General features: G+C 39.4%; 14 protein-coding genes. 7 read left to right on the top strand and 7 right to left on the bottom strand.

Annotated features, from left to right (window positions below):
• Positions 1-16 precede the first annotated feature (16 nt).
• The 4 genes from ICL16_RS12005 to ICL16_RS11990 are packed head-to-tail and all read right to left on the bottom strand — an operon-like array spanning position 17 to position 2,916.
• Complete coding sequence (locus ICL16_RS12005; RefSeq protein ID WP_190827768.1) at positions 17-601, bottom strand: Uma2 family endonuclease; 585 nt, start codon at positions 599-601, stop codon at positions 17-19.
• A 37-nt stretch (positions 602-638) separates the two neighbouring features.
• Entirely contained in the window at positions 639-1,418 is a 780-nt protein-coding gene (locus tag ICL16_RS12000; protein WP_420485270.1) for a circadian clock KaiB family protein, read from the bottom strand.
• Entirely contained in the window at positions 1,363-1,611 is a 249-nt protein-coding gene (locus ICL16_RS11995; protein WP_190827795.1) for a hypothetical protein, read from the bottom strand. Before ICL16_RS11995 ends, ICL16_RS12000 begins: the two co-directional genes overlap by 56 nt.
• A gap of 18 nt (positions 1,612-1,629) precedes the next feature.
• The gene (locus tag ICL16_RS11990; RefSeq protein ID WP_190827764.1) at positions 1,630-2,916 is read right to left on the bottom strand and encodes a type IV pilus twitching motility protein PilT; all 1,287 of its coding nucleotides are present in this window, start codon (positions 2,914-2,916) and stop codon (positions 1,630-1,632) included.
• 593 nt (positions 2,917-3,509) lie between these two features.
• Here ICL16_RS11990 and ICL16_RS11985 point away from each other — a divergent pair.
• From ICL16_RS11985 to ICL16_RS11975, 3 genes are all read left to right on the top strand, one after another.
• Positions 3,510-3,884, top strand: a complete 375-nt coding sequence (locus tag ICL16_RS11985) for a hypothetical protein (protein WP_190827762.1) — start codon at positions 3,510-3,512, stop codon at positions 3,882-3,884.
• A gap of 139 nt (positions 3,885-4,023) precedes the next feature.
• Positions 4,024-5,139 carry a non-hydrolyzing UDP-N-acetylglucosamine 2-epimerase gene (gene wecB / locus ICL16_RS11980; protein ID WP_190827760.1) on the top strand — a complete coding sequence of 372 codons (1,116 nt, stop codon included), beginning with the start codon at positions 4,024-4,026 and terminating at the stop codon, positions 5,137-5,139.
• Between the two features lie 104 nt (positions 5,140-5,243).
• Positions 5,244-8,024: a PAS domain S-box protein gene (locus tag ICL16_RS11975; protein WP_190827758.1), complete on the top strand. Its 2,781-nt coding sequence runs from the start codon at positions 5,244-5,246 to the stop codon at positions 8,022-8,024.
• A gap of 46 nt (positions 8,025-8,070) precedes the next feature.
• Here the strand turns inward: ICL16_RS11975 and ICL16_RS11970 are convergent, their stop codons facing one another.
• On the bottom strand, positions 8,071-9,153 hold the full coding sequence (locus ICL16_RS11970; protein WP_190827756.1) for a methyltransferase: 1,083 nt from the start codon (positions 9,151-9,153) through the stop codon (positions 8,071-8,073).
• A gap of 663 nt (positions 9,154-9,816) precedes the next feature.
• On the opposite strand from ICL16_RS11970, the gene ICL16_RS11965 reads away from it, so the two are divergent.
• A complete protein-coding gene (locus ICL16_RS11965) occupies positions 9,817-10,554 on the top strand; it encodes a hypothetical protein (protein ID WP_190827754.1) in 738 nt (245 codons plus the stop codon).
• A 295-nt stretch (positions 10,555-10,849) separates the two neighbouring features.
• Positions 10,850-12,739: a PAS domain-containing sensor histidine kinase gene (locus tag ICL16_RS11960; RefSeq protein ID WP_190827752.1), complete on the top strand. Its 1,890-nt coding sequence runs from the start codon at positions 10,850-10,852 to the stop codon at positions 12,737-12,739.
• A gap of 253 nt (positions 12,740-12,992) precedes the next feature.
• Here ICL16_RS11960 and ICL16_RS47205 read toward each other — a convergent pair whose 3' ends face one another.
• Positions 12,993-13,592 (bottom strand): peptidoglycan-binding protein, encoded by a 600-nt coding sequence (locus tag ICL16_RS47205; protein ID WP_190827750.1) that lies wholly within the window; start codon positions 13,590-13,592, stop codon positions 12,993-12,995.
• Between the two features lie 363 nt (positions 13,593-13,955).
• On the bottom strand, positions 13,956-14,858 hold the full coding sequence (locus ICL16_RS11950; RefSeq protein ID WP_190827742.1) for a M23 family metallopeptidase: 903 nt from the start codon (positions 14,856-14,858) through the stop codon (positions 13,956-13,958).
• Between the two features lie 371 nt (positions 14,859-15,229).
• Between ICL16_RS11950 and ICL16_RS11945 the strand changes: the two genes are divergently transcribed.
• A complete protein-coding gene (locus ICL16_RS11945; RefSeq protein ID WP_190827740.1) occupies positions 15,230-16,519 on the top strand; it encodes an aminotransferase class I/II-fold pyridoxal phosphate-dependent enzyme in 1,290 nt (429 codons plus the stop codon).
• Positions 16,520-16,608: 89 nt separating this feature from the next.
• Positions 16,609-21,990, top strand: coding sequence for an ATP-binding sensor histidine kinase (locus tag ICL16_RS11940; protein WP_190827738.1), 5,382 nt, complete (start codon positions 16,609-16,611; stop codon positions 21,988-21,990).
• Positions 21,991-21,999 lie beyond the last annotated feature (9 nt).

The raw sequence follows: 21,999 nt of genomic DNA, 5'->3' as shown, positions 1-21,999 counted from the left end.
TACTGATAGTTTATCACTAATGCATTATTTTGGGAAACACCTTAGATAAATCTAGGGACAAATCAAGAAAACACGGTAAATTAACAGATTCTTTAGGTAAATAAATTAATTTTCTGCGATAACCAAATTTACCTTGCACATCTTGATACGGTTCGCTGTAACATTCTAAGCAATTGTCTACTAAATTAAATATCCAATAATCAGAAATATCTGCTTCAGCATAGAGTGGTAATTTAACCTCTTGGTCATATTTTAATGAGGAATCCGCAATCTCAATTAAAAGTAATACATCAGCCGGACTGGGATGAGCATCAAGATAATCATCATCTCGATTTTGTGCAATGACTAAATCTGGTTCAGGTTCATTGAAATCAGGTATAATAATTGGTTCTTGTACTCGCAGTGTTGCACGTTCCCCTACCAGCTTATATAGCTCCCGATCTAAGCGGGTTTGACATACAGAATGTAGTGTACCTTTTGATACCATATAAATTATTTCTCCCCTAATTAGCTCAACTCGTTCATCCTCACCGAAAAATCCGAGTTTGGCTAAACGGTCATATTCAGCTATAGTAAAGCGTTTAGGGGTAGTTACAGTCATAACAGTTAAGGACAGTGCAGGGTTATACGTATTATATTTAGGATATTTCCTGAGCGTCTAACATCTGGAGAATTTTTTCCACATGATCCAAATCGCCAATAATTCGTCGAATTGGCTGGGGCCAAACTTTGACTAGGGTGGGAGTTGCTGTAACTTGATTAGCTTCTGCTTGATCTGGATGAGCTAAAACATCAATGACTTTTAAAGTATAAGGTTGACTTAAATATTTTTCTAACAGTTCGTGTAAAATTTGGAGGATGCGTTCAGTGTTGGGGTTATTTCCGGCAACAAATAGACGAAGGACGTAGCTGTGGGTTTTTGATTGTACCTTTTGTATTACTGTGGCTGGTTGATAGTAAGTGGGTGCTGGTTCGCTCATGTCTAAGCGTACAACTAAATCGTGGTCTTCCCACAGTTGTGGGAAAGAGGAGCGATAGGTTGTCAAAACCATGCGATCGCACAACCCCTCTTGCCAAGGAGCTTGTTGCCATACTAGATCACCTGTACCAAAAATAGCGTTAAGTACAGCTTGATATCGCATCACTGCTGGATACGCTTCAGCGAAGGTACGGATTATTTGCCTACGTGGATCTAACCAGTGATCAATAGTTGCTGTGTAACAAGGTACTAGAAAGTGAGGCGGTTCTGGTAAGTCCAGGATGGACTGCAAAGTAACACACAAATGCAAATGCCATCGACCTTGTTTATTAGGATCGATGCAGTAAATTAAATCTCCTCCAGGTGTAAATAAAGCAATACCTTTAAACAACTGGGGTAGAGGTGGTTTGTCGGTGTTCAAGGTTGGGGCATGGGGCATGGGGCATGGGGCATGGGGCATGGGGCATGGGGCATCGAGGATAGGGCATGGGGCATGGGGCATCGGGGATAGGGCATCGGGCTAGGTAAGAAATAATTGATTTTCTCATGAACCAAGACGTAAGACGCGCTTTCCATTGCCCATTGCCCATTGCCCATTGCCCATTGCCCATTGCCCATTGCTCATTGCTCATTGCCCATTGCCCTATTCCCTATACTCTACCTCGGAGGAACTGCGCCATTTCATTTGGCGTGGGTGACATTTCCAAGGCTGTTTCTTCTGTGATCCGACCTTCTTGATAAAGATTGAGTAGAGATTGGTTCATAGTAATCATACCGTCAAAACCGGCTTGCTTCATTAGCTCGGTAATTTCATCGTACTTCCCGTCCTTAATCCAGTCCTTGATGGCTTCTGTGTTGATCAAGATATCGTGGAAAGCAGCACGTTTTCCATCGGTTGTACGACACAAACCTTGAGCAATTACGGCTACTAAAGATTCGGCAAGTGCTACCCGCATTGCATCCTGTTCTTCTCCTGAGTAGAGATTGAGTATCCGTTCAATCGTCTTCACTGCGCTGTTGGTGTGCAGGGTTCCCATTACTAAGTGTCCTGTTTGGGCAGCTTTGAGAGCAGTATTAACTGTTTCTTTATCCCGCATTTCCCCTACCAGAATTAAATCTGGATCTTCGCGCAGAGCTGCTTTCAAGGCGTTGTCAAATTTTCGGGTGTGCATTCCCACTTCCCGCTGTTTGATTAAAGATTTCTGACTTCTGTGGACAAATTCAATCGGATCTTCGATGGTGATGATATGCTTGGGCATTTCTTTGTTAATGTAGTCAATCATCGCCGCCATTGTAGTGGATTTACCAGAACCAGTTGGACCTGTGACTAAAATTAAACCTTTGTGATGATGACAGATATCTCTAAAAACTGTGGGTAATCTCAACTGTTCCATAGTTAAGATTTTCAGCGGAATCAACCGCAGTACCATTGCGTAGCCTTTGAGGGAGTCAAAAATATTGATCCGCACACGGGCAAAGTCGTATTGGGTTGCGCCGTCAAATTCTAGGTGTTCTTCAAAGCGTTGAACTTCTGCTTCTGTCATTACTTCCCGCATCCAACTGACAAAGGTTTGTTTGTCGGTTTCGGGATAATCTGTGTTTTGTATTTCTCCTCGGCTGCGGAAGCGAGGTACTTCACCTACACCCAAGTGAAGATCGGATATGCCTTTTTCATGCGCTTCTCGAATCAACGACTCTAAGGTGAGTCCAGATTTCGCACGCATCGCCGGATTATGCATGGGTGGTGGAGTGCCAGGGCGATGGGCTGAAGGTGAGGAAGCTGGTGGTGGCGGGGGATTATTTTGCGCTTTCTCGCGGGGGATATTTCTTTCCCCTGACATATCTAGAGTTTGTGTAGCTTGCCTTTGGGTGCTGATTGTTGGTGGTGGTGGCGGTAATGGCGGGATACCACGAGCGGAGGGATGTGAATCTGTCATATATCTTTAAAGATCAAATGATTTGAGAGAAATTTATCGAGTTAAATTAAGCGATCGCGCTGGCATTAGCTGTCTCTACTTGTATCTTTTTTCGATGCCTATTCCATCCTCTCACAAATAGTTTAATTTATTTTTCTTGCTATTTCAATCTTTAACACACTAATTCCTCAAAATGCCTTCAGTACATTTTACTATATATTTAATTTTATTTTATACATTATTTTTTGTTTAAATGTGGAGACGCCCCGCTGAGGCGTCTCTACTATATAATTTTTTTATCATCTATGAAAAAATCTCATAGGTTTCTAAGAAATGTTAAGTAGGTAACAGAAAAACACCTTAATGTTGCTTAAAAAAATAGTAGTTGATAGCTTATCTGCCTGAAGATAGATGCCAAAAACAAGTTTTTTCTAAATGTTTAAGAAAATTCTTACTTAAGAATTACGAATAGTTAACTGTAAAGTTTATTAAATAAATGCTCATTTTGCCATTTAGTTTTTATATACTGAACTTCACTAATCATTGATCCCGCACTCGAAAAGCGAGATACTCCTGAGTTTTAAACCTTGTTGTGAATTTGAGAGGAAAAGTTCATGTCTTTGTCTCAAACATCTAATTTAAGCAAGACTTATTCTTTGTTAATGATCAAAAGTTTTTTAATTTGGACTTTTACATTAGCTGTATGCTTGCTAGTTGTAGGTTTTCCTTTAGTTGTCTTGATGGCTACAGTTGGGTGTCTGTTGTCGGTTGTTTTACAATCTGTAATGCCTGTTAGTGCTGTTTTACTTGTAGCAGGCGGTTTAATTACGTTGAATGTAATGGCAGTAGTTTTTGCGGCTGGTGTACTAACTTTGAAGGGTGTTCATCCAAAACAAGTGCGTTGGTTAAGCTGGCTGCATGGAGAAGAAGAAGAATTGCATACTTCCGTGTACGCTGCTTGCCCTTTGACTTGTGAAGTTAAAATGTAATCATTGCCACTACATTCGACAAATAGTACATCTGCCCGGTTATCCGGGTTTTTTCATGTTTATTTGTTAATTGTCAATTGCTAATTGTTAATTGTTAATTTTTATATACTATAAGCTATTAACCATTAACCATTAACTAATGACTGAACAAAAGCGAGTCTACATTATATTGGGTACTCGTCCGGAAGCAATCAAACTAGCCCCGGTAATTCAGGTATTCCAACGTTCGAGCTTGATAACGCAAGTAGTTTTGACGGGACAGCATCGCGAGATGGTTGAACAAGTGATGCAACTGTTTAAACTTAAAGCAGATGATAATTTGGAGATTATGCAGGTAAAACAATCTCTGAGCGATATTACCTGTCGTAGCTTGCGCGGTTTAGAAGAATTATTCAGTGAGAATAAACCTGACTTGGTGTTGGTACAGGGAGATACAACCACAGCTTTTGCCGCCACAATAGCAGCATTTTATCAACAAATCCCAGTTGGTCATGTAGAAGCTGGGTTAAGAACTGATGATTTATTTAATCCTTATCCAGAAGAAGCTAATCGGCGGCTAATTTCTCAACTTTCTCAGTTGAACTTTGCGCCCACCCCTCTAGCTGTAGAAAACTTGCAAAAATCTGGCGTTTTGGGAGAGATTCACCTCACTGGTAATACGGTGATTGATGCGCTCTTAAGTGTTGCCGCAAGTGTTCCCACCTGCGATGTACCAGGGTTAGAATGGGAGAACTATCGTGTGTTGCTAGCAACAGTTCATCGTCGCGAGAATTGGGGAACTCCACTACAAAATATTGCTGAAGGATTTTTACAAATATTAAATAAGTTTCCTGATACAGCTTTGCTTTTGCCATTACACCGCAATCCTACTGTCAGAGAACCTTTGCAGGCAATGTTGGGCAATCATCCCCGGATATTCTTAACTGAACCTTTAGATTATGGTCAATTGGTTGGGGCGATTATGCGATCGCACCTTGTACTCACCGACTCTGGAGGTTTGCAAGAAGAAGCACCCAGTTTAGGAAAACCAGTGCTAGTCTTGAGAGAAACAACAGAAAGACCAGAGGCTGTAACAGCTGGTACAGCTAAACTTATCGGAACAAACCCAGAAACAATTGTCGCTACCACTGGTGAATTGTTAAGTAACCCCACAGCTTATCAAGCAATGGCAAACGCAATAAATCCCTTTGGGGATGGACATGCTGCCGAGCGAATTTTGCAAATTGTGCAAAGTTATTTAAGCAATAATTCCTAGAAATCTCGGAAGCTATTTTGGCTAGATGTTAGTTATAGTGTTTGGCACGACACAACGCCAGTGTTGTTGAGTTGGACAACCACAACAGCATCTACCACTAATTTATGCACCTGCAAAATCCAGAATTCCGACTGTTTTTGGAACATATACCTGCTGCTGTTGCTATATTGGACCGCGAACTGCGCTATATTGCCACAAGTCGCAAGTGGTTGAAAGATTATAGCGTTAATGAACAAAGTTTGATTGGGATGTCCCATGACGAGGTGTTTGTTAATCTCGACAAGTGGAAAAGAGTTCACCAATGTTGTTTAGCAGGAGCAACAGAAAGTTGTGAAGCTGATAGTTTTGTCCGAGACGATGGTTCAGTTGAATGGGTGAAATGGGAATGTCGTCCTTGGTATGAAAATAACGGTGAAATTGGGGGTGTAATCCTTTTTACTGAGGTAGTTACTGAACGTAAGCACACAGAAGATGCCCTGCGTGCCAGCGAAGCACTCTTACGTATATACCAGGAAGATTTAGAAGCTAAAGTCAAATATCGCACCGCTGAACTACAAAAAGTTATTGAAGAACTACGAACGGAAATCATTGAGCGAAAACAGACTCAAGAAGCTTTACGGCAAAGTGAGATGCGCTTCCAAAAGCTGGCGGCTAATGTACCGGGAATGATTTATCGATTTGTTATCAGTGCAGATGACACTCAGTATTTTTCTTATGTGAGTCCTGGTTGTCGTGAATTGCATGAAATAGAGCCAGAGGAAATTCAACAAGATTTTGCTCGTGTCTTTGCGCTGATTCATCCTGATGATTTAGCAGAATTTAACTCTTCGGTTGTAATTTCAGCTCAGACTTTAAAGCCTTGGAAGCAGGAGTATCGAATTATTACACCCTCAGGGCGGATTAAATGGGTACAAGGACAGGCTAGACCATCCAAGCAAGTCAACGGTGATATCATCTGGGATGGTATTATGATGGACATCACTTTGACAAAACTTGCCGATCTGGCACTGCGGCAAAGTGAAAATAAGTTCCGCACACTATTTGAGCGATCAGCAGATGGCATTCTCATCTACGACGGACAGGTTTTTATCGACTGTAATCAAGCTGCTGTCAAGATGATGGGTTGTCAGAACAAAAACCAGCTCATGGGTTTTCCTCCATCGGGAATATCACCTGAATATCAACCTGATGGTGTAAATTCTTTAGAGAAGGCTCAAGCGTTGACTGAGATTGCTTTTGCTCAAGGTAATGTTCGTTTTGAGTGGGTAATTCGTCGCCTGGATGGTCAAGATTATCCATTAGAAGTTCTCTTAACCGCAATTCCTCTAGATGGTAGAGAAGTATTTTACTGTGTTTGGCGAGATATTGCCGATCGCAAACTTGCTGAAGAAGCGCTACGGCAATCGGAAGCAAGATACCGAGAGTTAGCTCTTCGAGAACAACTGCTGAATAGTTTAGCAAGTCAAATTCGCAATACACTTGACGTAGACACGATTTTAGAAACGGCAATTCAACAAATTCAGCAACTATTAAGGATTGATCGCTGTAGCTTTTCTTGGTTTAAACCAGATGCTAACCCGCTCTGTTGGGTAACGATTAAAGAAGCAAAAAATCCGAATATTCCTAGTTTACTGGGGAACCATTTTATTGAGAGAATTGGACCAGTGACGCAGATGTTTTTGAGGCAAGAAATACTGCAAATAAATGACGTAACAACTTTTACCGAACCAATACACCGCCAGTTTCTAGAACGTTTTGGGATTAAATCAGAAATTGTTTTACCAATTAAAACTCGTTCTGGTCAAGTTGGTATAATTGTCTGCGGACATTGGAGTGAAACTCGTCCTTGGACTGAGGGTGAAGTAGAATTGCTGCAAGCAGTGGTCGATCAATTAGCGATCGCCATCAACCAAGCCGAGCTTTACCTCACATCTCATACTGCCGCAATCACTGCTCAAAATCAGGCTCAGCAACTCGAACGAACTTTGCAAGAACTTCAGAAAACACAAACTCAACTGGTGCAAAGTGAAAAAATGTCAAGTTTGGGACAACTAGTAGCGGGGGTAGCTCACGAAATCAATAACCCGGTTAACTTTATTTATGGTAACTTGACTTACACTGACGAATATATTCAAGACATACTCAGCTTACTTAAACTCTATCAACAAGCCTACCCTGAACCTAAGTCAGAAATTCAAGAGTTCATGGAGGCGATAGATTTAGATTTCTTACTGTCTGACTTACCAAAAATGATTAGTTCAATGAGAGTAGGAGCCGAACGTATTCGAGAAATTGTTCAGTCACTGCGAACATTTTCCCGTCTTGACGAAGCTGAGATGAAGGAAGTCGATATTCATGAGGGGATCGACAGTACATTAATGATTTTGCAACATCGCCTTAAACCTAAACAGGAAAATCTCGGAATTGAGGTAATCAAAGAATATGGAAATTTACCACAGATAGTTTGCTATCCAGGACAACTCAACCAAGTTTTTATGAATTTGCTGGCTAATGCAATAGATGCCCTACAAGAGTCATTAGTCAATAATCATTTGTCATTTGTAGAGAACAAAGGACAAGGGACAAAGGACAAGGAACAAAGGATAAATCCCCAAATTCTTATTGCCACTGAAATTATAGATAATGACCGCATTGCTATTCGCATTGCTGATAATGGTATAGGAATAAAACCAGAAGTCCAGCGGCGATTATTTGATCCATTTTTTACTACCAAACCCATTGGTGTGGGTACGGGCTTGGGTTTATCAATTAGTTATCAAATTGTAGTTGACCGTCATGGTGGTCAACTACACTATAAGAGTGAACCAGGGCAAGGCACAGAATTTGTGATTGAAATTCCTGTTTCTCAACCTGATAATACCTGATCTTCAGAAGCCCGACTTCGCATTCATTTGTCGGGCTTCTAATTTATCATGGTTTAACAGCACTAATTAAAGAATAGTAAGAATGGGTTGGGGTGACAGATATGTTCTCGAATCCTACAGATTGCAAAAGTTCATTAACTTCAGCTACTGTCAATTGCTTACCATCAGTCCACCAAATCATACACATAGAAAATGAAGTTGCAACCATTGGGCTATCTTTTGTATCAGATAGTAGTATTTCATTTAAATAGATGCGTCCACCTTTAGGCAAAGCTTCAAAGCTACGCTGTGCTAAAAGCTGACATTTTTCCCAACCCCAATCATGAAAAATATTGCTAAATAAAATTGCATCATAACCAGAAGGAAAAGGATCTCGAAAGAAATCTCCCTTACACGTGTCTATTCTGTTTTGTAACCCAGCTTGCGCAATATATTCTTCTGCTATCTTACATATCACTGGTAGTTCTAAAATTGTGAAATTTATTTGTGGATAAATTTGAGCTAAAGCAATAGAACATATTGCCGAACCGCCACCCACATCAAGAAGGTTTTTTACACCACTAAAGTCTCCATCCTTCGCCGCATTTACTGCGCAAGATATAGTCATGCTTTGCATTGCACCAGTAAATAATTTCGCTTTTTCCGGCTCTATTTCGTGGATTACCCATACATTTTGATCCTGATAGACGCTAGATCTATCATTTTTTAATGCTTCTAGTAATGTAGAGTGAGATAGTGGATTCTTTGCCATAAGTTTCAGCATTCCACCCCAGTAATAGGGACTTTCAGGCAGCAGAAAATTGCGAGACACTCCTGTAAGCTGAAACTTGCCATTGTGCTGCACAAGATAACCTAAGGATGTCATTACTCCTAACAGCGCTTCCGTTGCACGTTTCCCCAAACCAAAACTTATTGCCACATCAGATGCTGTAGCAGGTGCTTGATTAATCAGAGAGAATAACCCCAACTCATCAGCAATGGTAAGTGTAGGAAAATGGAACATAGACATCCACGTCTCCCACAATAATTTATCATCACAAGTTGGCATCAAATTTAGTTTGTTGTGTGGAAAAACAATATTGTTTTGTTCTTGCTGATGCCTTTTATTCAAACCTATTACTTCTTGCATGAAATTATTTTCCCGTGTTGCTAGCTATTATCTATTTACGAATATAATCAAAATATCAAAACTAACTACTATTAAGTAAGATGTAGATTTGATTATTTTGTTCCAAATTTGATAGCACGCAACCTGATAACACAGCTACTAGAAGATTTGTGATCTAAATACAATTTAAACTCTCAATTAAGTTATGACAGTAGTAAAAACTCGGAAAAAAGTATGTTGTTTATATAAATAGATGTTGAGTTAAGTAAATCTACTTATTGTAAATTATTAATCTAATTTGAAGAAACTAGGTTGATGAAATGGAAGTGATTCACATTTTACAAAATCTGGTTACTCAACAATGTATTTTTAAAATTATGTTTAAATGAGCTTTCTCAAATTTAACAAACTATCATGAGCGCTTCATGAACATAAAGATTTTACAAAACAAGCAAGTTTATGAGAGATTATTTTATAAATGATTCAGGAAAAACCCTGCAAATCACTTAAAAATAGACGTGAAATTGTGCTTGATTATTTTTACTAACAAATACATATTTATGTGTTTTTACTGCTGCTAAAATTCAAGATTTATTTTAAATTAGATTTATAAGAAGTTCAGACAACACTTGGAAAAATTAATTTAGTGCGGTAAAGCATTAAGATAGAAAGGAAAATAATTTTATGCAAGAAGTATTGGCTTTGATTGAAGATAAGAAGCAAGAATATGCCCAGTTACCTTTATTTGAGTTTATGCAAGACAAAAGTATAGACCCAAAACAAAGGTTGAGTTTTGCTCCATGTATGGCTCACTTTATTATGAGCTTTAGTGACTTGAATAAATATGTATTCCGGGAAAAGCAACCTGTGAGTAAAATTCAGCATATAATTAACGAACATACCTATGAAGATGATCATCACTGGGCTTGGTTTGTCACAGATTTGGAAAAACTAGGATTTAACCAACAGTTGAATTTCACTCAGGCGTTAAGATTTCTTTGGAGTGAACAAACCAAGGTTACTCGCCAGTTGTCCTATGAACTTTCTGCATATACATTACAAGCAGATCCTGTCATGAAAATAGTGGCGATCGAAGCGATAGAAGCAACGGGCAACATTTTGTTTTCGAGAACAGCAGAAATTGCTGCGGAATTAAAAGCAATTACCAAACAAGAATACATATATTTTGGTGATTTTCATCTCAACCTTGAAACTGGACACGCTGTAGTTACTTCAGGAGAAGACTTGCTCACCAAAATAGAACTTACGCCAGAACAGCTTTCTTCTGCTTTTAGGGTAGTTGAAAAAGTATTTAGCATTTTTTCAGAATGGACACACGAATTACTAGCTTATGCTATTACGCAAAATTTAGATAAAACCACAGTTAAAGCATCTGACACTCCTGTATTAGTATGTGTGTAAATCTGGTTTACAACTAGAGAAACTTGCAGCTTAGTTATTAGGTTGCACTACCAATATTACAAAATGCTCCTTGTATAGCTCTGCTTTACCGTTTGGAACATATACGGAGATAATCTGCTATATTTAAAGATTGTGAAGAAATGGGAATAATAATTTAAGCGAAAATTCGGAGGCTGAAGTAACTAAAAGGTAGTTAAATTAAGTTACATTACAGACAATACCTTTTTCCGCACTTGGGCTTGCCCCCGAATGCAGGTTGTATTTATGCTTGCCTAAAGCATCTTGCGGCTAATTTATGCACTTGCACAACAATTCTGAACTCTTCCGACTTTTTTTGGAACATACACCCGCTGCTGTTGCTATGTTTGATCGCCAAATGCGCTACATTGCCACTAGTCGCAAATGGTTGACAGATTATGGCATTCATCAGCGTAGCGTTATTGGGCGATCGCATTACGAGGTGTTTCCAGAAATTTCTGACAAGTGGAAAACAGTTCATCAGCGTTGTTTGGCAGGATCTGTAGAGCATTGCGACGCTGATAGTTTTGTCCGTCAGGATGGAGGAGTTGAGTGGGTAAAATGGGAGTGTCGTCCTTGGTATGAGCACAACGGTGAAATTGGGGGTATTATCTTTTTTGCGCAATTGATTACTGAGCAAAAGTGTACCGAAGAGGCTTTGAGTGCAAGCGAGAAGCGTTTTTACAACCTCTGTGCCAATGTGCCAGGAGTGATTTTTCAGTTATTGCTGCGTAGTAATGGCTTCTTATCTTGTCCATACATAAGTTCATTTAGTCGCCAATTATTTGAGCTAGAGCCACAACAAATTCAGCAAAATTTTCGCCAAATATATACACTTGTTCATAAAAGCGATCGCCTATTCTTAAAAGACTCAATGGTCGTGTCACTAGACACATTATTACCTTGGGTATGGGAAGGGCGAATTACGACACGTACCGGTAAGTTAAAATGGGTTCGCGCTGTTTCTCGACCATCTAAGCAAGCAGATGGTGATATTCTCTGGGATGGGTTGATTATCGACATTAGCGACAGGTTGCAAGCAGAGCAAGTATTACGTCAATATCATGAAGATTTAGAAGCTAAGGTGCAAAGCCGCACTGCTGAATTACACAAAGCCAATCTTCAACTGCAAGTAGAAATCAAAGAGCGACAACAGATAGAAGAAGCTTTGAGACAATCAGAAGCACGGTATCGAGAAGCTGCAATTAACGCCCAAAATCAAACACAGCAGCTAGAAAAAACCTTAGCAGAACTGACGAGAACCCAAACTCAGTTGGTGCAAAGTGAAAAAATGTCTAGTTTAGGACAGCTAGTTGCGGGAGTCGCTCACGAAATTAACAACCCCGTTAACTTTATCTATGGCAACTTAGCTCATGCGAGCGAATATACCAAAGACTTAATCGGCTTAATCAAACTTTATCAGCATGAATATTGTCCAGCTACACCACAAATTCAAGAAGAAATTGACGCCATAGATTTAGATTTCCTACTTTCAGACTTACCCAAACTCCTATCTTCCATGAAAGTAGGAGCAGATCGTATACGGGGAATTGTCCGTTCATTGCGTAACTTTTCCCGCCATGACGAAGCAGAGATGAAGGCTGTAGATATTCACGAAGGTTTAGACAGCACATTAATGATCTTACAACATCGTCTCAAACATAAACCCGATTATCCCGGAATAGAAGTGATTAAAAACTATGGCAAATTACCTTTAGTTGAGTGCTGTGCTGGGCAACTTAACCAAGTGTTTATGAATTTACTCGCCAATGCAATTGATGCTTTAGAAGAATCTTGTCGAGATAATTCTGTAATCAAAAATGCAAACTTTGCTTTGACTTCCCCACGCTCGAAGAACAACTCTAATTGTGGGTATAAAACTCCTGATCCTCGAATTGAAATCAAAACAGAACTTTTAGATAACAAACATGTGTTAATTCGCATTGCTGATAATGGACCTGGAATCGCAATAGAAGTGCAAAAATACCTATTTGATCCCTTCTTTACTACCAAACCTGTTGGTGTTGGTACAGGCTTAGGACTATCTATTAGTTATCAAATTGTCGTGGAAAAACACCGTGGTCAACTACACTGTAACAGTGAATGCGGTCGAGGTACAGAATTCGTAATTGAAATTCCCCTTCAGCAAAATTGTCCACAATTGTAGAGACGTTCCGGCGGAACGTCTCTACAGAAAATCGGCGATTGTTGTAGATTGAACTTGACACATTTGCGAAAAATTGTGTATTATTATTATTTAGGGCAATTAATATAGTCATAAAAAAACCTGCAAGCTTGCGGCAACAAACTTGCAGATTGTGTTATATGTCCCGTTATGGGGAGAGCCTTTCATTGATGGAAGGTAAAATAACCGCCAAGAATATGGTCACTTCCTGAGTGAGCTTCTTGGTGAATCTTCCCTAGTATCCCAACAAAGCTAATCGAGTTTGTGGTCCCACAACTCCATCTGGTCTTAAACCATTTCTGGACTGAAATCTTTGTACAGCATAGTAAGTGCGGTAATCGTAAACTCCAGTTACATTAAGTCCTAAAGCTCTTTGAACTTGTCTAACTGTCCGACCTTGAGAACCTAAACCAACAGTTACTGAACCACCGACGCCAGGACCAGGACTATATCCGCCACCAGGTCTTGTGCTAATGTAATTGGCAGCAACGTAACGACCAGTACTTAATCTAGCGAAACCATTTCTGTATGAGAGAACTGGTGCAAGTGCTGCGCCATTGCGGATGCATCCAACAGTTGGTGCAGAGGTACTAGCATATGTGCGTACATTCAAACAGCTGCCGTTTGTGTTCACATAGTACTGTGTATATGCTGAAGCTGGTTGAGATTGACCGACAATTGCTAATACGGTACCAAGCAGAGCGAAACTTAACCAGGCAGATTTTCCAGATTGTTTCCAGTTTAAGTTGAGATTAGATTCGGGAAGACTAAATTCGCCTTCCGAGTCTGCTTCTATATTGGCAAGAATCGTATGTGAATAAGCTAGATATTCCACGATGATCTCCTGAAAGAATTGAAAGTTGTAATGATTGCAGAGAATTTCATTGTTTTTCTCTGGTTTTTATCTAAGTGTAACTTAGATAACATTACATGATAGAGCATTGTTACCTAAAAATGAATTAAGTTTTATAACAAAAAACCGGAAAACGAGAACTTACGCATTGACAAAATTTTGATTGTGTGAAAATTACCAGAGTAGACACAGATACCTCAACTTTTTCGAGATTTTGAACTAGCGAAGGACAGAAGTCCTCCTTCTACTTCTTATCTAGGTGTAAGTGAAATTAACTTATGCACATCATCTCAGAAACCCGACTTCGCAGAAGTTGTCGGGGTTCTCCCTAAGGTTTGTGTTGAATTACGAGTGGAAACTGTCAGAACGTATCTGCCGACCGTTGCGCCATACTTCTACACCAACTGGACTAACAATATAGGAAAAACTACCATTATTAGCTTGATATCGCGCTTCACCAACATTCAAAGCAGGTAATCGCACAGGTTGAGTTGGATGTTGCTTCAATTGTCCAATATAAAAGAACTGATTATTCTCTTGACAAACTTTGACACGAACATCCGTTGTCTCACCTTCGATCATAGTTTTACCATTACATTTAGCATCTAAATTTACTGGTTCAATAGCTATGGGAATAGCTTGGGGCTGTTCATCACTTGGTGTGGTTACTTCTGTTGTTGGTCTAGGAGCGTTTACTCTAGTACGAGCAGTGGTTGCTGTTTGTAGCGGCGGAATTTTACCTGCAATTAAAGGAGGTAATACAGGCATGGGATCAACTACTGCACGAGGACGAGGATGAATTTCAAAATGTAGATGAGGTCCGGAACTATTACCTGTATTTCCCATCTCCGCAATTACTTGACCTTGACTGACTTGTTGACCTTTTTTGACCAAAAAACGGCGATTATGACCATAAACTGTGATACTTTGATCGGGATGCTGAATGGTCACCGCATTGCCCAAACCCCAATCATCCCATTCTGCTTTTACTACTTGACCTGATGCTGCGGCAACAATTGGCGTACCAGGTGGTCCGGCGATGTCAATTCCTATATGTCGATTTTTATTAAAGCGTTGAGAAAGAATTCCTTGAGCGGGCCATATATATGTAGAAGAACTGGGAGGCTTAATAAAGGATTCGCGTGCTGTCTGAGTCAAACCAAAGGTATTTGTACCAAATATTACCAAAAAAGATGCTAAATTAATCAAAATACAAGTACAGAATTGAGAAACAGTGTCTTTTTTCATTCGTTCAAAGCCTGTGATAACAATGGTTCAGAAAGCTTCTGATTATTTGCTGTTACAACCTTAAGTCAGCAAAATCAGTAAAAATTACAAGTAATCCCTGTGTGTTTTGGCAGAAAAGCAAACTTTTTACTCGTAAGCTAGTAGTACTTGCTGGTCTAATGTAGTATGAATTGCATATATATTTAGTATATTTACTTAATATTTCCTAACTTTATAATTTTTCTCTTTATCTACTATTTAACTTTATAATTTTTCTCCTCATTTTTACGGTAGGCAAATGATTATGTTTAGAACACAATATTTGTATAGCCGATTGAAAGCTCAAGAACAATAAACAACTATAAATCACTAATTTTTTTTTGCCAACAGTTATGCTATCAACATCAACACCACTTATCAGTTATTTGAAACAATTGGAGAGTCAAGGTATTACTGATATAGAAGTCATCACTGACAAATTGTATCACCATGTCAACGAACAAATTCGACATGGTGTATATTCCAATGATCGCTACACCGAATTGGGCAGCGATGTTGCCGGAACCATTGTTTCAGAATCTAGTAATTCCAAAAATGAATGTATTTTATGGTGTATTAACCACTATTTGGGATTAAATCGAAACCAAAATGTAATTAATAAAGTTTGTGAAGCCGTCCAAAAATTTGGAACTGGTTGTGGAACATCTGCTATTTCTGGTGGTATGTCAAGCCTACATAAAGCAGTTGAGTTAAAACTTAAAAATTTAATTGGAAAAGAAAGCGTCATGCTGTTTCCAACTGGTTACACTGCTAATTTGGGTTTCTTATCAGCTTTTCCTGGACAAAATGATTTAATTCTTTTTGATCGAGAAAGTCATGCTTCTCTAATTGATGGAATTAAGATGTCGGGGAAAAAATGGCTCCCTTTTAAGCATAATAATGTAAATGATTTACTGGCAAAATTACAAAAATATTCCAGTAATTATGAGAATATTTTTGTTGTGGTTGAATCAGCATACTCCATGAGTGGCGATCTGGCTCCTTTGCAAGAAATCATTGAGTTAAAGCAGAAACACAAATTTTTCTTGTATGTTGATGAAGCACATACTTTTGGCATCTACGGTAAAAATGGTTCTGGTTACTGTAACGAATTAGGGATTGTCGATCAAGTAGATTTTATCGCTGCAACTCTCTCCAAAGCAACAGCTTCTATTGGTGGATTTATTGCGACAAAATCGAAATATATACCTTTACTACAATGGCGGGCAAATACGTATGTATTTCAAGCTTGTTTAACACCACCAGATGCTGCGGCTATTTTAGCATCTTTAGAAGAAATAGAGAATAATCCTCAAATGATTGAGCAGCTTCATCAAAACAATAGATACATGAGGAAAAGATTAACAAGCATTGGTTTTAATTTAGGCACTAGCCTTAGCCCAATTATCCCTATTTTCATGTCAGATGAAGCTAAAATGTTGTCATTCAACAAAGAACTTTTTGCACGGGGGATATTTTCGGTAACTCTTTTTTATCCCATAGTGAAACCAAAAGAAGGGCGTATTAGATTGATCTTAAGTGCCGCACATACCAGAGAACAAATAGATAAAACAGTTGATACATTACACGAGTTGGCAATTAAGTATGATATTATACCTTTATCACAACTAGCGGCAGCATAGTGAAGCAATTAACTCTGGTTGTGAGATTTGACTGTTGCCAAGGGGAAATATAAACAGTATAAGCAACCAGAGCAGGAAAGTGAGAAATTATGCTGTCAATGACTATTCCAGGTTATCACCTCAACGAAGTAATTCACGAAGGGCTAAATACAGTCATTTACAGGGCTTGGTCACAAAAAAACCAGCAAAAAGTGATTCTCAAAGTCATTAAAGCAGAGTATCCTAGCCTTGAGCAAATTATTCGTCTCAAACACGAATACAAAATTACAGAAAATCTTACACTGCTTGGTGTGGTCAAAGTCTATGGACTGGAAAATCATCACAATGTTTTGGCTTTAGTATGTGAAGACTTCAATGGACAGTCGCTGCAACAACATCTTGCCAATGGTAAGTTATCAGTAATATCCTTCCTCAACATTGCTGTGCAACTGGCACAATCCCTGCGATCGCTACATACTCACCACATTATTCACAAAGACATCAAACCTGCCAACATCATTATTAATCCCCAAGGGGTAGTTAAAATCACTGACTTTAGCATAGCCTCTCGTTTAAGTCAAGAAACACCCCAATTAATTGACTCTGCGCAAGTAGAAGGAACTCTGGCATACATGTCTCCAGAGCAAACTGGGAGAATGAATCGCTGCTTAGACTACCGCAGCGATTTTTACTCTCTGGGTGTGACTTTCTATCAAATGCTCACAGGTTGCTTACCTTTTGAAAGTCAAGATCCACTAGAATTAGTTCACTTTCATATCGCCAAACTTCCCACTCCCATTCAGGAAATCAATCCAGAAGTTCCCGCTGCTATTGCTCAAATTACGATGAAATTGATGGCAAAGAATGCAGAAGATCGCTATCAAAGTGCAACGGGATTGCTAGCAGATTTAGAAACTGTCACAGAGCAATTAAAAAATACTGGTGAAATTACTGAGTTTACATTAGGACGCTTAGATGTTCTCAGTCAGTTAATGATTCCCCAAAAACTCTATGGCAGAGAGGCGCAAGTTGCTGCACTGCTAGCAGCATTTGAGCGTGTAGCAGAGGGAACATCCAAAATTGAGATCGTTCTCTTCTCTGGCTATTCGGGAATTGGCAAATCTGCGATCGTCAATGAGGTAAATAAACCCATCACCAACCGGGGTTACTTTATCTTTGGCAAGTTTGATCAATTTAAGCGGAATATTCCCTATGCTGCATTGATTCAAGCTTTTAGCTCATTGATGCGGCAATTATTAACTGAAAGTGCCACTGTGATCGAAAAGTGGCGCAGCAAAATTTTAACGGCTTTGGGTTCCAATGGACAAGTGATGATCGATGTAATTCCATTGCTGGAGTTAGTTATCGGTAAGCAGCCACAAGTACCGCAACTCGGACTTGCGGAATCTCAAAACCGCTTTAATCGAGTTTTCAAAGAATTTATTCGTGTATTTACTCAAAAAGAATATCCATTAGTAATATTTTTAGATGATTTACAATGGGCTGATTCTGCCACATTGAAGTTAATGCAATGGCTGATGAGTGATCCCAATACACAACATTTGCTACTGATTGGGGCTTATCGAGATCATGAAGTCGAGACTTCGTATTTCGCATCTCTACATCCATTGATATTAACCTTGAAGGAAATTCAAGCTGCAGGTACGGTGGTAAACAATATTGTGGTAGAAGGGTTAGAGCAACGCCACGTTATGCAACTGCTTTGCGATACCCTCAATGAAACCGCCCAAAACCCCCAAATGCAAGAACTCGCAGCTCTGCTGTTTAACAAAACAGCAGGCAATCCCTTTTTCTTAACCCAGCTGTTGAAGGCTTTGGCGCAAAAACAACTACTGACTTTTGACTTTGCTCTTGGATGTTGGCATTGGAGTATCGAGCAAATTCAAGCAGTTGGGATTGTTGATTTGAGTGTAGTTGAACTGGTAGCTAGTAATATTGATCGGATGCCACCAGCAACTCAATCCGTTTTGAAACTAGCTGCTTGCATAGGATGTCGCTTCAAGTTAAACGTACTTGCCACCACTTGTAAAAAATCCTCTTTGTCTGTTGCTGGTGATTTATGGTTAGCCTTGCAGCAAGGATTGATTTTGCCGCTGAGTAACGACTACAAAATTCCTTTATTATTTGATACTGAAGAAGTTGGTAGTTTCAACTTTGATGACTCTCGATTAGAATATCGCTTCTTACACGATCGCGTCCAACAAGCGGCTTATTCTCTTATTCCAGCTCAAAAAGCTGCTGCAACTCACTTAGAAATTGGTCAATTATTACTTGAGAATACTCCATCAGAGCAATTACTCGACAATATTTTTGACATTGTTAACCAGTTAAATCACGGAATTGATTTAATTGATGAACCGCAAGCAAAAATTCAGCTAGCTGATTTGAACCGAATCGCTGGAGAACGAGCTTTACTAGCAGCAGCTTTTGAATCTGCTGACAACTATTTTACTCAAGGTATAGCTTTACTACCACCGAACTGCTGGCAACAGCATTATGAATTAACAGTAAAACTGTATACAAATGCAGTTCAAGCCGCTTGCTTGAGTACTGATTTTGCCACAACTAAAGCGCTCGCTGACATTGCCTTGGCGGAAATTGATGACATCAACGACAAAGTTAAAATCTACGAACTGCTAATTCTTTACCACCACACCCAGTCTCAGTTCAAAGAGGCAGTTACAGTGGCAGTACAAACACTAGCACAGCTAGGAGAAAAATTCACCGACAATCCCGATCATCAAAGCTTACTTGAAGCCTTTACCCATACCCAACAACTGATTACAGAAGTTGGCGTTGAAAATCTTCAACACCTGCCACCAATACAAAATCAGAGCAAATGGTATGCCCTGAGAATATTATATCGTGCTTTCAGTCCAGCTTTCTTCGGCGTACCCTCTATGCTGGGATTTATTGTTTGTCGCTTGGTAGATTTAACTATCCAGTATGGTGAATCACCGCTCACTTCTTACGCCTTCACAGTATTCAGCATCCTACTCAATAGCGGTATAGGTGATATTGCCACAGGATCTAAATTTGGCGATTTAGCCGTTTTTCACCTGAAGCAGCAGCGTTATAGTTGGGAATATAAAACCGCAGTTTATGCTCTTTACTACGGTTTATCACGTCCTTTTTATCAACCTGTCAAAAGCTCTATTCAACCGCTGATTGAGGGTTATCTCAGTTTTTCTGATACTGGTGATGCAGAATATGCTGCCTACTGTATAGTCAATGCTTATTTCTGCTCTATCCTGGGCGGAGAACCTTTAGAGCAGACACGAACCAAATTTGAGAAATTCATTCAGCACGTTGTTGAATTTAAGCAAGAGCAGGTTATTAACCAGCTTCACATTTGGACTCAAGTTATTCATAATTTGACAGGAAAATCTGCTTCCTTCGCTCTACTTAAAGGGGAGTGTTTTGATATTGAAGTGGTGTTACCACAACTCATCGCTACCAAAAATTTCAACACCGTTAACTACGCTAACATTGCCCAGTCAATGCTTTACTACCTGTTTGGTGAGTATGAACTGGCACACTTTCATGTAGCCCAAACTGAACAGTATTTGAGTGCTAGTAGCGGTAAGTTTTTGATTTTTGCTCACAATTTTTACTATTCCTTGAGTTTGACGGCTCTTTATACTTCAGCTTCCAAGTCGGTGCAAACTCAATTTAAAGAAAAACTGCTGTCCCTACAGCAGCAAATGAAACATTGGGCTAACTTCTCAACAGAAAACTTTCAGCATAAATACCTGCTGGTAGAAGCGGAAATTGCTCGCATCACTGGTAACGATTTAGCCGCGATGGATTTATACGATCGCGCAATTGCCACAGCACAAGAACATGGATTTATCCAAAATGAAGCTTTGGGGAATGAATTAGCTGCTAAGTTCTGGTTAAGTAAAGGGAAACAAGAGTTTGCCAAACTCTATATGACTAAAGCTTACTATTGTTATATTCAGTGGGAAGCCACTGCCCTAGCACAAAATTTGCAAGTCAAACATTCAACTTTAATCGCACAAACTTCCACTGCGTTAACTGTAACGACGTTTGATGTCACACGCACAAAATCTACTACTACCACCACCACCAACGGTTTTGGGTATTTCTTAGACTTGTCTACTTTTATCAAAGCTGCACAAGCTATATCTAGTGAAATGATCTTAGAAAAACTGTTGAGCAAATTAATTGAAATTATGCTGGAAAATGCAGGGGCGCAAAAAGGATTTGTATTACTATTAAAAGACAACCAACTCTTAATTGAAGCCTCGGGAAATACCACAGATAATATTATCAAAGTTTTCCAGTCTATTCCTTTAACTACTGGCGAATATTTACCTCTGAACGTTGTTAATTATGTCAACAGAAGTCAAAAGTATCTCGTCTTAAATGACGCAACGATGTCTGAACCCTTTAGTACTGATATTTACATTCGCAAATTTCAACCAAAATCAATCCTGTGTGCGCCGATTATTTATCAATCTCAGTTCCAAGGAATGATTTACCTAGAAAATAACTTAATGGCGGGAGTTTTTAGCCCCAAGCGAGTGGAAATTTTAAATATTTTAATCTCCCAAGTGGCGATCGCACTAGAAAACGCCCGCCTCTACGCCAATGAACAAGAAAAATCCCGACAGTTGCAGCAATCATTACTTAAGCTGCAACAGACTCAAGCGCAATTGGTACAAACCGAAAAAATCTCTTCTTTAGGACAATTAGTTGCAGGCGTTGCTCATGAAATCAACAATCCCGTAGGCTTTATCTCTGGTAATTTATCCCATACGCAGCAGTACTTTCAAGACTTGATAAATCTACTCAACCTCTACATACATAAGTTTCCTAATCCTGGGAGTGAAATTGAACAGGAAATTAAAGCAATCGACTTAGAGTACTTGCTATCCGATTTACCCCAAATAATTTCTTCGATGGAATTAGGCATTGACCGTATTCAGGATATCATGCAGTCGTTGCGGAATTTCTCACGGGTAGATGGCCCTGATAAAAAGATAGTTAATATTCACGAAGGACTTGACACCACCTTAATGATTTTGCAGCACCGTTTGAAAGCGAAGGCACAACGTCCGGCAATTAATGTTGTGAAGCAGTATGGTAATTTGCCCAGGGTTGAATGCTATGTAGGACCACTCAACCAAGTATTTATGAATTTGTTGGCAAATGCGATCGATGCCTTGGAAGAGAGTAATCAGCAATCACCCACAATTCACATTTACACCACTGTACAAAACAATTATGTTACCATTCGTATTGCTGATAACGGACCAGGCATGTCCGAAGAAGTGCGTCAGAAATTGTTTGAACCCTTTTTCACCACTAAGCCAGAAGGTAAAGGCACTGGATTGGGACTAGCAATTAGTCATCAGATTATTACCGAAACCCACAGTGGTAGCTTGGAGTGTTTCTCTACACCAGGTAAAGGTGCAGAGTTTGTCATTCAACTCCAACTAACCTAACATCCCCGA

The sequence above is a fragment of the Iningainema tapete BLCC-T55 genome (genome assembly GCF_014698965.1).
GTDB lineage: Bacteria > Cyanobacteriota > Cyanobacteriia > Cyanobacteriales > Nostocaceae > Iningainema > Iningainema tapete.
Note: the sequence above shows the minus strand (reverse complement) of the source record. Positions and strands in the feature narration are given on the sequence as shown.

What these genes read in the sequence shown, in the direction of transcription:
- ICL16_RS12005 (WP_190827768.1), bottom strand. Translation starts at nt 601, where the DNA reads ATGACTGTAACTACCCCTAAACGCTTTACTATAGCTGAATATGACCGT.
- ICL16_RS12000 (WP_420485270.1), bottom strand. Translation starts at nt 1,418, where the DNA reads ATGCCCCATGCCCCAACCTTGAACACCGACAAACCACCTCTACCCCAG.
- ICL16_RS11995 (WP_190827795.1), bottom strand. Translation starts at nt 1,611, where the DNA reads ATGAGCAATGAGCAATGGGCAATGGGCAATGGGCAATGGGCAATGGGC.
- ICL16_RS11990 (WP_190827764.1), bottom strand. Translation starts at nt 2,916, where the DNA reads ATGACAGATTCACATCCCTCCGCTCGTGGTATCCCGCCATTACCGCCA.
- ICL16_RS11985 (WP_190827762.1), top strand. Translation starts at nt 3,510, where the DNA reads ATGTCTTTGTCTCAAACATCTAATTTAAGCAAGACTTATTCTTTGTTA.
- wecB (WP_190827760.1), top strand. Translation starts at nt 4,024, where the DNA reads ATGACTGAACAAAAGCGAGTCTACATTATATTGGGTACTCGTCCGGAA.
- ICL16_RS11975 (WP_190827758.1), top strand. Translation starts at nt 5,244, where the DNA reads ATGCACCTGCAAAATCCAGAATTCCGACTGTTTTTGGAACATATACCT.
- ICL16_RS11970 (WP_190827756.1), bottom strand. Translation starts at nt 9,153, where the DNA reads ATGCAAGAAGTAATAGGTTTGAATAAAAGGCATCAGCAAGAACAAAAC.
- ICL16_RS11965 (WP_190827754.1), top strand. Translation starts at nt 9,817, where the DNA reads ATGCAAGAAGTATTGGCTTTGATTGAAGATAAGAAGCAAGAATATGCC.
- ICL16_RS11960 (WP_190827752.1), top strand. Translation starts at nt 10,850, where the DNA reads ATGCACTTGCACAACAATTCTGAACTCTTCCGACTTTTTTTGGAACAT.
- ICL16_RS11950 (WP_190827742.1), bottom strand. Translation starts at nt 14,858, where the DNA reads ATGAAAAAAGACACTGTTTCTCAATTCTGTACTTGTATTTTGATTAAT.
- ICL16_RS11945 (WP_190827740.1), top strand. Translation starts at nt 15,230, where the DNA reads ATGCTATCAACATCAACACCACTTATCAGTTATTTGAAACAATTGGAG.
- ICL16_RS11940 (WP_190827738.1), top strand. Translation starts at nt 16,609, where the DNA reads ATGCTGTCAATGACTATTCCAGGTTATCACCTCAACGAAGTAATTCAC.